General features: G+C 57.1%; 6 protein-coding genes and 1 pseudogene. 2 read left to right on the top strand and 5 right to left on the bottom strand.

Features of this window, described 5'->3' with window-relative positions; genetic code table 11:
• The coding region (locus ACQUQO_RS17465; protein WP_435079810.1) for a glycosyltransferase at positions 1–251 on the bottom strand (251 nt) is incomplete at its 3' end.
• Between the two features lie 120 nt (positions 252–371).
• Here ACQUQO_RS17465 and ACQUQO_RS17460 point away from each other — a divergent pair.
• Entirely contained in the window at positions 372–2,264 is a 1,893-nt protein-coding gene (locus tag ACQUQO_RS17460) for an ArnT family glycosyltransferase (protein ID WP_435079808.1), read from the top strand.
• A gap of 340 nt (positions 2,265–2,604) precedes the next feature.
• A complete protein-coding gene (locus ACQUQO_RS17455; RefSeq protein WP_435079806.1) occupies positions 2,605–3,987 on the top strand; it encodes a hypothetical protein in 1,383 nt (460 codons plus the stop codon).
• On the opposite strand, the gene ACQUQO_RS17450 is transcribed toward ACQUQO_RS17455, so the two are convergent.
• The 4 genes and pseudogenes from ACQUQO_RS17450 to ACQUQO_RS17435 all read right to left on the bottom strand — a co-directional run bounded on the left by ACQUQO_RS17450 (position 3,896) and on the right by ACQUQO_RS17435 (position 8,271).
• Positions 3,896–5,116 (bottom strand): hypothetical protein, encoded by a 1,221-nt coding sequence (locus tag ACQUQO_RS17450; protein WP_435079804.1) that lies wholly within the window; start codon positions 5,114–5,116, stop codon positions 3,896–3,898. The two genes, ACQUQO_RS17455 and ACQUQO_RS17450, sit on opposite strands and share 92 nt — an antisense overlap.
• A gap of 823 nt (positions 5,117–5,939) precedes the next feature.
• Positions 5,940–6,689, bottom strand: coding sequence for a DUF7282 domain-containing protein (locus tag ACQUQO_RS17445; protein ID WP_435079802.1), 750 nt, complete (start codon positions 6,687–6,689; stop codon positions 5,940–5,942).
• Positions 6,690–6,753: 64 nt separating this feature from the next.
• Positions 6,754–6,974: pseudogene (locus ACQUQO_RS17440) on the bottom strand (IS1595 family transposase); the annotation flags it as partial.
• Between the two features lie 787 nt (positions 6,975–7,761).
• Positions 7,762–8,271, bottom strand: a complete 510-nt coding sequence (locus ACQUQO_RS17435) for a hypothetical protein (protein ID WP_435079800.1) — start codon at positions 8,269–8,271, stop codon at positions 7,762–7,764.
• Positions 8,272–8,556: the final 285 nt, after the last annotated feature.

The raw sequence follows: 8,556 nt of genomic DNA, 5'->3' as shown, positions 1-8,556 counted from the left end.
GGAAAGGAATCTGCTGTCTGAGAGTTCCAGTAAAATCGGTCGATCTTACGGGAAATCGGCTTAGGCGATAACGGGTGGTTGATGGTGTGTTCGATCACTGACGCGCCGTGATTGCGCGCGACTGCTGCCGTCCCGTCGGATGAGGCGTCATCCACGACCACGACGTTGCCGACGTGATGACTCGTTCTGTCGATCACCCGGCCGATGGTCTCAACCTCATTATAAGCGGGAATGACAGCGACAGCATCCATACGCGGAACTCGGCATCGTTCTACTTAATTGTAGTCTTGTGACGACAATCGCCAGCGGAGTAGCGAACGACATTCGAGCGAACCCAGTCGGTTTTTATACGGTTTCTTCGATGGTACGGTATGCGACGGCGGGCGACCCGGCTACTGGTCCGGGCCAAGCGGCGATTCACAGCCGATTGCACCGCTGATCCGTGGATGAAGTACATCCTCCTTCTCGCAGCACTCCTCACGGGATTTTTCTTCTGGCACCGGATCCCCGGCTTCGCGACTATTGATGAGCGCTGGCGGCTCATTGATGTGCTGCAGGCGGTCGGCATCTTCGCCACCGACCCCGGTCTCGACTCGATTTCACCCGCGGTCCTTACGGAACGCTTCGCTGGAGCCACACTCTACCTCTACGGGATCGCGCTTGTGCCGGTCTTCGTCGCTGTGGCTGTGTCCGGACAACTCAGTGGGCTCGCAGGTGTGAGTCCGCGATTGTATCCCGAGTGGGTCTGGACGTGGAGCCTGCTCCTCGGACGCTTCACCGTGGTCGTCATTGCGGTCGGGTGCGTCTATCTCACGTATCGCATCGGGACGGCAACCCGGGATCGGACGACCGGCCGGCTTGCAGCCGTTTTGTTGACGCTCACGTTCGGCTTTCTCGTGATGGCTCATGAGGTTGGGGAGGATGTTCCAGCGATGTTCTGTCTGCTCGTCGTTTTCGCTCTCGCGCTCCGGTATGTCGAGACGGGCGACGAAACCGCCTTTCTTACCGGATGCGTAGCGGGTGGATTCGCTATCGCGTTCAAGCTCACTGCCGGCGTGAGCGTAGTGGTTCTTACCGCAGCCTATCTCCTGCGTGCTCGAAACACCCGGAACGAGCGCGGCGCAGTATTCAAGCCTCGACTCGTCGGTCTCGGTGCAGCGTTCGGTGCAGGGGCTGTCGTGATTGGCCACCCGGAGGTGCTCGTCGCGGGTCCTGATGTACTGGTTGCGCGAATGTTCGAACAGGCATCGCAGAAAACACTCGGTCTCGGCGGGCCAGCCGCGCCAATCTGGTGGTGGCTGCTCCGGAACTATCTCTCCAGCCTGGGTCTTCCATTGTTCATCGCGTCGTTGGGTGGCGTCGCGGCGGGCGTCGTTCGGTTGCGCGAGCGCTCTACTGAAGCCCACGCCACTGTGTTGGCGCTGGCTGGCATCGCAGTATACCTCATCGCATATTCCCGGTGGGAGTACGTCCGGCTCCACCACCTCCTGCCGACGTTCCCATTGCTCGCGCTTCTCATTGCCATCTGGCTATCTCGTCTCCACAGTCGTAACCGAAATCTCGCCCGCCCGCTCATCGCGGCTCTCCTCGTTACGAGTGGGACCTACGCAGTCGTCGGCGATTTCCAGTACGCGACCGCCCCGCGTGACGAGGCAGCGGCGTGGCTAAACGCGCATGCCCCTGACGATGCTACCATGGAGGTCTACCGAATACGGTATCGAGATGCGGTGTTTCCGCGCGGAATGGAAATCAGTAGTTATCAGCGAGTGATAAGTCAAACCGGCTCCAGCGACCGGCAGCGGACAAGAACTACGTGGATGCTCGATATGCCCCGGCGGTGCCCCACGTATATCCAACTCACTTACTGGGACCTCACGTATCTCAATGCGGCTAGCCCGAGCCAGACGCAACCAGTGCCGTGGGTTGCACAGAGGGGCGACTCCGAGCCACCGTGGATGCCGAATTTTTCGGCTCCACGCCGAACCGAATACATCCACAATTTGCTGACGGGTGGATACAGCTATACGGTGGCCGCCGAGTTCGGGCCACGACCGTCGCTGTGGCCTCAACCGCGGTTGCAGACCTCTCCGGTAGACCTTCTTCATGCCGGGGTATACCCGTGGACCATTACTTATGGCGATGATCAAGATCTTCGGGCCGAGCAGTACACGCTGATCCTAGAGCGGACCGGTTCGTGTGAGAGAACGCGTGATCCCAAGAGAAGCAACGGGTCGAGGCTTGAAACCAGCACGATGAGGACATAGTGATGACATCGTACTCACACGGTTCACCCGCCGATACGTTTGGAAACGGAATCGCTATTGTTCCCTCGAAATACGGGTTCGCATAGTGGCACTCTCGATACGGGACGTTCGATCATCGGTCACTGTGCGAGTACGGAACCATCCGTACCGGCTGCTCGTGGGTTTCGCGCTGGGTCTCATCCCCGTTTTTCTCCTTCGCCACCGGCTGCTCGAACCCGGCTATCCCTACCTCCACGATTTCGTCTCAAACTTGTACCCCGTGCTTCACGCCCAGTGGAGCCTCGCTCATGGACAACTGCCAATCTATACCGAGCTCTGGTACGGTGGACGATACCAGTTCATGAACCCACTCTGGAAGGGGTTCTATCCACTGATGTGGCCGCTGTTCATCCCGTCAGTTCCAGTGCTCCCGGCAATGAAGATTCTCCTCATAGGGCACTACATCGCTACGGCGATGGTCGCATATTGGTATGCCAGCGAAGATTTCAATTGGCGAGTTGCTGTGCCGCTCGCTCTCCTGTTTGTCTCACCAATGGCGTTGTATCGCGGTCTCATCGAGAAAATCCTCGGCTGGCCGTGGTTCGTTCTCATCATCTGGCAACTAACGCGGACGCGAATGCGCACAAACCCGCGACGTCACGGACTGCTCGCCGGTATTGGTCTCGGTGTGATGTTGCTAACAGGGAGTATTTACAATTTCTTCTATGCAGCATGTATTCTTGGATGTGTAGTTTTAGCCACGAAGAATTGGCCATTCGTACGTGCAGCCGTGAAGGGGTCATTCATCGGCCTTCCGAAAATCGTGTTCTCAATCATCCCGACGATGCTCGCTGGTGCGGGTCGACCGACCTTCAGCTCCCCTGCAACGCTTGAGGAGTTCGTTGCCGGCCTAATCGGGTTCTGGGTCGAGCCACAAGGATTCAGTATTATGGTCGGACAGGCAATTGACCCGAGTGCCTACCGTGCCGTTGGTCTCCCAGTCGTGTTGGTTGCCGTCGGTGTAATCGTCTGGACATACTGGTCGCCGTCTGGTGACAAAGACTGGATCACTGGAGTTGCGATTGCTGCGGTCCTCGGGACGCTCCTCGCCTCGGAGTGGTCGTATCTCTACGAACTTCCCGTCGTGAGGATGTTCCGGCTCTCCGCACGGGCGACTGTTGTCGTTGCGATGGCTGTTCTCCTATTGACATGGTACGCTCTTCATCGCGTGGAGACGATTCGATTCGGAACGATTCGTCGTAGAGGACAATCGGTTCTCGCACTTCTCGTCATCCTCTCGGCGATAAACGGCATCGGTATCTGGAGTACTGTTGGAGTCGGCGAGGCCCGCGAACTCACCGTTGATGACCAAGTGGCGAACGACCTCGAAGCAGCCCAGTGCGGTAGCGTCTGGATTGAGGGGATGTACGGACCACCTGGCAATGTTGCAGCGCCCTACCAAAAACCGATTGGGTACGAACTCACCCAGCGTGGAATCTCTCTGAGGGCCGTCAATTACGGCGACATCGGGCAAGAATACCGAGTTCACCGCAATGGGAAACTAACCTTCGACGCACTCATTGTCGGCGCACGGCTGCCGCGTGAGGGATCCATCCCACTAACGGGAGGCTGGCGACAGCCGATTCGAGGCACTATCGATGCACAGCGGTTCGAACTCTACGAGAAGTATCAAACGGACATGCGGCCAGTCTACGTCTACACGCCGCAGCCCTGTCGAACATAGCGGACTCGTTGCGATTCGTGTGCTGCCGGCTGTAGTGGATGTTGATGAGCAGTGTGCTGTCTCTGCGGGTGGCAGTCGTTGAGGCGGCGTGAGGGGCAGTGCGGAAAGACCGCATTTGTCTAACGGTGACGGGATTCTCGTGGCCGTGGAGACGTAGCCATGCCTGAACTGAAAACGGATGGAGGAGAGTGCGTTCCCGGGCCTCGCCGAGGTGTTTCGGATGATATTGGATCCGAAGTGGGATGCCCTCGATAACCACGCGAGGATTCCCGTTAGCCTCGGTCACCCGGTTGTCGACACCGGTCATGGTCTGATTCGTGACGCTACCAACTGAATCCCATCCCGAGTGGGTATACAAGAGGGGCGACGCCGCCAGCGAAGGAAGGAGTAGCGCGAGAGCAGCGAGGGCGAACGCAGCGTCCGTACCGCTCACCTCGGCGCGGTTCTCAGTGAGTAGCGTCAAAAACTTCGTGAGATACGTTGCGAGCAGCGCGAGGAGTGGAATCACGAAGAAGTACGCGCTCCGGAACAGGAACTCCTTCCCGATGAAAAACAGCGGCAGCGGTATCACCAGCCATACGAGAAAGAAGACATCCACGCGCCGGTCCCCGGTGGCGAACACCTGCGCGGACGACAGCGCCGCCACAATAGCACTCGATACGGTGAGAGCAAACACGAGACCGACCGTGAACCACCCGATGAACGGGTGTTGCATCAGTACCGACCGGACGGCAGATGGGAACACTACCATTGCAGCCACCGCGACGGAGCCGGCAATAGCAATGGCAACGAGCAGAAGTCGTCCGATATCCATCTCGCGGAACGGCCGCTCTCGATGGAGCAGCGTCAGGTATGCCACTGATATCCCGAGAATGAACGCGAGCAAAAGCGGAAGAGAAACATCACCAAGCGCACCGAGGGCGTGTGCTGGATAGACGAGTGCGAGCACGTACTTGACCGGCATGAGCAGCATCGTGGCTAGCGACGGTGATCGTGAGTAGCCACCAATCCCACCGAGCACGGCAAGCCGAATCACGAGATACGCCACCGCTACACCCACAAGCGGTAGGACGTCCTGTATCGCCCGCCTATATGCCTGCGAACGGCGGAGCGACGGTTGCTGGAACAATGCCCAGAGGAACGCGAGTGGTCCGAGAACAATCGCAGTCTCCTTCGAAAATAGCGCGAGTGCGTACGCGACCGCCGCTCCCAGTCGCAGTCGGCGAGAGGCTGAGTCACGGTGATAGCTCGTAATGAACAGCCAGAGCGTGAGCAAACCGAAAATCGCCAGCAGGATATCCTGCCGCCGAGAGATAGCTGGGACGGTATCGACCGAAAGCGGGTGGATAGCGAAGAGCACGCCGGCGAGCCCACCGGTGCGAGCGGATGTGGTCAGTGCGTGGACAGTGACAACTACGAGAGTGGCGGCGAGACCGTGGAGCAGGATGTTGGTGAGGTGGTAACCAAACGGGTTCAGTCCCCAGAGCCAGTAGTCAACCGCATATGTGAGGTTCGCCATGGGACGATAGAACAGCCCAATGTTGGTGTACGTCGTTCCGTACATCAACGGCTTGGTGAGGATGGTCCGGAGAGCCTCGAGCGAGGTGATACGACTCGTTTCGATAAGTGCGAGCGTATCGCCCGCCGTGAACCAGTACCCAAGCGACTCGACATGGGTAAGAAAGCTCAGAAGAAACACGAAAAGGAGAAGGGACCAGCGGCTGCGCATATCTCATTTAGAATCGCCACTTGACGTGTATCTACTGGTATCTGCTCGAAAGATTACTTCAGAATTGATTTCCACTATTGAAAACACGACACGGAACTGAACCAATAAAGGAGGCTAGGTAGGTTTGTAATGCATAGATGGGCGTGAAATTCAGTCTGGCAATTGATCGCTATCTCTAATCTGTGGGTACCGTAGCTGAACCGGGAATCACTGCTCATCCGTCTCAGGTGCGCTGCGCCGCGAACAGTGCGACCGCCAGCAGCGCAACAACTCCGACCAGAAGGCCAAAACCAGGACCGAACGCGCTGCTGCCGCCGTTCGAATCGCCTGCCCCAGTCCTATTCGTTTCGTTCGCGCTTTGCCCGCCCGACCCGCTGGCGGTAGTCGCGGCTGCTCCGGTCATTGGCGTGCCGGCGTCGGTCGTGTTTGCACTGGCACTGTCGCTCTGGACGGTAACTTGAGCGATGTCCACGATTCGTCGGTCGCCTTGGGGTGTCAACGGGCGATCCTGTGTTCCATTCGAAGACACGTAATCGAACCGTCCGTTATTGTTCGTATCGCTGTGGATGACGGCTGTTAGCGAGGTTGACTGGTTGATCGGTGTGTCGAGTGGGACAGGGATATTCTGGAAAGTTCCCGAGCCGAGCAGGTGAAATGAGCCGACGATTTGGTCGGTTTCGTTGCCTGAGCGAGTACTGTCATAGATGACAATGAATCCAGGCTGGGGAGCCGTGACCGACTGAATGAAGACTGATTGACCACTGCTTTGCTGATCATTAAATGTGACGCTCGGGGCACCGCTCTGATTCTCTGCTCCGACAGTGGTGGCGGTACCGTTTGTTTCAGTTCCAGGGGTTCCAGTCGGGGACTGTTGTCCTTGAAGGGGGACCGTAGCGGCGAGCGCACCGCCTGCGCTGGCGCTCACCAGTAATAGAGCCGCTACGAGGGTTGTAGTCAGTGTGCTGGTTCGCATGCAGAGCGTCGGTACAGATTCAGGCTACATAAAAATGGGGCGCTCATGTAGCACATTGTTGGTTTTAGAGAGCGGCTCGAACGACGTGTTTGAGCGCTTTTCGATCAGGTTGATCAAATAACTCTCTGCGGAGCTGAAACGCCTGAAGGTACTGCGTGAGCTCGCCCTTTGAGATGTCTCGATGGGATGAGAGCACGGGTGCAGTAGCAACCCGTGGTTCTCGCAGGTATTGACGTGGACTTCTCCCTCCGCGTGTTCATCATCTCCGTGGCTGACGCATTCGCGGAGTGATCTGCAAAAGAGTTGGACCTTTCCAGAACAGGTGTGAGAAGCTGCTAGCGACAGACAAACGCTATCAACAATTTCTACAGATAATCCTATATCAAATGTTCTATTGTACGGTCTGAGATTTATGGGGAGGGTTTGTTATCAAAGAACATGTTTATCTGAGGCGTCCACTCGAGGGAATCCCATCCGCTGAATCCGTTTCCGAATCATCCCGGTCAGCGTTTACCCTTGCTCGGTGCAGGTTGTCCCGGTCTAGTCGGGCGAGTAGGTGTCGTTTAGTAAATAGCCATGAGGCATATCCAGCGAGGACGAACCAGAACAGCAGCGTCACGGTCCCAGCGTTCAACTCGGCCGCTATCGCATCGTACGCGGCCAGTCCAAGTGCGACTACGACGGCTGGCAGCAGCCAGTGCGTTTCACGAAGCCGGTCTAACTGCCGAGATACGCGAGACCAGAAGCCCCTCCACCAGTCAGCAGCAAATGCCCACGAGGCGATGTATGATCCGATGAATATCAGTAGGAGCAGCGCTGACGCCGCGTCGAGAACCGTTCTGACTTGGAGTACTACCACTGCTACCACTCCCAACCGGGGCCGCGGTCACAGTCGCACCTTTGCTGTCGCTGGATTCTCGGTTCGGGCCATCTTTCAGGGCTGTTTTCTTGCGGCCACTTACGCTCCCACTCTTGCCCGTGGGACGGGAGAGCAAAGTACCGACCACACATAGCTGTTATCGAGGACGTATCGGCAGTGGATAAGCCTCACTCTCCTGCCGGAGCGATCAATTCAACGGGCAGTGATAGCATTATCCAGCCTGACCAAGACAAGAGGATCCTTCCATGCAGTCATAGTCCCGATACGCTCATGCGGACGGTCCAGCTTCTCAGCTGCCGATTGACTAATTATCACGTACTGAATATCCGGATCAGTGCGTATCTGTTGTGATACTGCCCCTTGAAGCGGTTGTTGTGCGTAGAACACGAACGCATATATCGGGCTGTGTGCGCTTGAGTGGACATAGACCGTAGCATCGGAAGGCAGTGTCGCGTGAACTCGTTGTCCGAGTTGTTGTTGATCCATTGTTGCTCCCGAGCCGCCACTCGCCGCTGGTAGCTGCAGAATGATAAGTACGGCCAACGAAACGATGAATATCTGCTTTGCGACTTTTGCCCACTCTGTGAGGGCGGTTCGTGGGTGAATTGTTGGAAGCCACCGCTCGTGGTAGACCACTGCAATGAGCACGCCGATTGCCCCAGCGGCAAGTGTGAAGCGAACGGACAGTGATGGCGAAAGCATACCCTGCGTTAAGCGGCGTATTCCGTGACCCACTCTCAGTGAGGTCATGAGCGTCAAACAAAGACCAGTAGCAAGACCCACTGCTTCTAGTGAGGGCTGCAGTCCGCGATTTATCAATCGACCGCAAAGTAACCCAATCGGGACGACCATCGGGATGAGATACCACGAATGGTTGCCAGCGATAATAAAAAACCCGAACACGGAGAGGGGCCCTGCCAAGGAGTGTGTTGTTGAAGACGAACGTAGCTATTCTCGCTCAGTGAGATATTGACCTGAAACCTCGGC

Source organism: Halococcus sp. AFM35, assembly GCF_051195015.1.
Classification (GTDB): domain Archaea; phylum Halobacteriota; class Halobacteria; order Halobacteriales; family Halococcaceae; genus Halococcus.
This window is presented reverse-complemented; position numbering and strand designations above follow the sequence as displayed.